Annotated in this window: 3 protein-coding genes; 1 reads left to right on the forward strand and 2 read right to left on the reverse strand. The window is 51.0% G+C overall.

What is annotated here, in order from left to right; all coding sequences use genetic code 11:
• Positions 1 to 220: hypothetical protein (locus D6694_15495; protein ID RMH33545.1), on the forward strand; the 220-nt coding region annotated here is incomplete at its 5' end.
• Here the strand turns inward: D6694_15495 and D6694_15500 are convergent.
• Positions 205 to 783, reverse strand: a complete 579-nt coding sequence (locus tag D6694_15500) for a hypothetical protein (protein ID RMH33546.1) — start codon at positions 781 to 783, stop codon at positions 205 to 207. The genes D6694_15495 and D6694_15500 overlap by 16 nt on opposite strands.
• 70 nt (positions 784 to 853) lie before the next feature.
• On the reverse strand, positions 854 to 1,057 hold the full coding sequence (locus tag D6694_15505; protein ID RMH33547.1) for a hypothetical protein: 204 nt from the start codon (positions 1,055 to 1,057) through the stop codon (positions 854 to 856).
• Positions 1,058 to 1,123: the final 66 nt, after the last annotated feature.

Here is a 1,123-nt window from a genome sequence, read left to right on the forward strand (position 1 = left end):
CCGGGGACGCGCCCACTCGGCGCAAACGCTTCATCCTGTCAACGTGCCGTACAAAAAGCCCCTGCACACGCCCAACGTGTGGCTCAGCGGCAGCGGCGGTGACTGCACGACCACCACCGCCAACCCGTTACTCACTTTGCATTTCGCGCCCGCTTTCGCGAGCGGTGAAGCCGCTGTCCGCTGCAACCGGGGTTGGGCAGATTTCTATGGCAACCAGTGAAGTGTTGAGATAATTAGACCAAAGACTTCTCTTTCCTTTTGTTCGTCGCACGGGGCAGGAGGTGTTGCAAACATCATGGGGCTAGTGGAGGCCAGTGTGAAGTTTACGCTTATGCAAACGCTATCCCGTTCTGTTGAATAAGCTTCCCACTCATAAAATGTACCTGCCGCGCCTTGTTTGCTTGTTTGATACAGAAAGTTGATGTCATTGATTGGTGTTTGAAGCGACTGCGAAAAATCACCAGGTAGCATTTCATACGGACTTTTGCATTGCTCAACGTTTTTGGACACAAAAACTTCCATAAAAGAATAGCACGTTTTTTGGGTAACTGGCAAATTAATTTGAAGAAAAGGTTCTTTTTGTTGTGCCAACACCGTTGAGCCTGGAGGATACATGAATTCAAATTGGTACTCAGGATCGCTCCATGAAGTCCAATTCAGAGGTTTGGGACTTTGCACAACTTCTGGGAACCATAGCGATGGAGCCAACTGTTCTGGTTGTGTTGGCTCAACGGTTGGCTGAATAGTGTACTCTGTCGTTGCTGTAAACGATGGTAATAACATAGATGATGGAGTACTTGGGATGGTGTGACCGTGTGTAGAAATCGGCCGCAAGGGAGAGGCAGGGATGCAGCTACATAGAAAGGCCAGAATACAAATTCCAGGCAATATAATCTGAAGTCTCTTCATCCTGAAGACATCCTTGTACTATGCGTGTTTTGCCCAACGTGAGCGTTAGCGGCAGCGGCGGTGACTGCAAAACCACCACCGCCAACTCAAACCAAACTTTGCAATTCGCACCCCAATTCGCGCGCGGCGTAGCCGCTGTCCGCTGCACGCATTGTTGGGCGTGCCGACCAACCCTACACCCCTCCGAAGGCCTCACCGGACGCCGCACCCCAAG

This window comes from Gammaproteobacteria bacterium (genome assembly GCA_003696665.1).
Lineage (GTDB): Bacteria > Pseudomonadota > Gammaproteobacteria > Enterobacterales.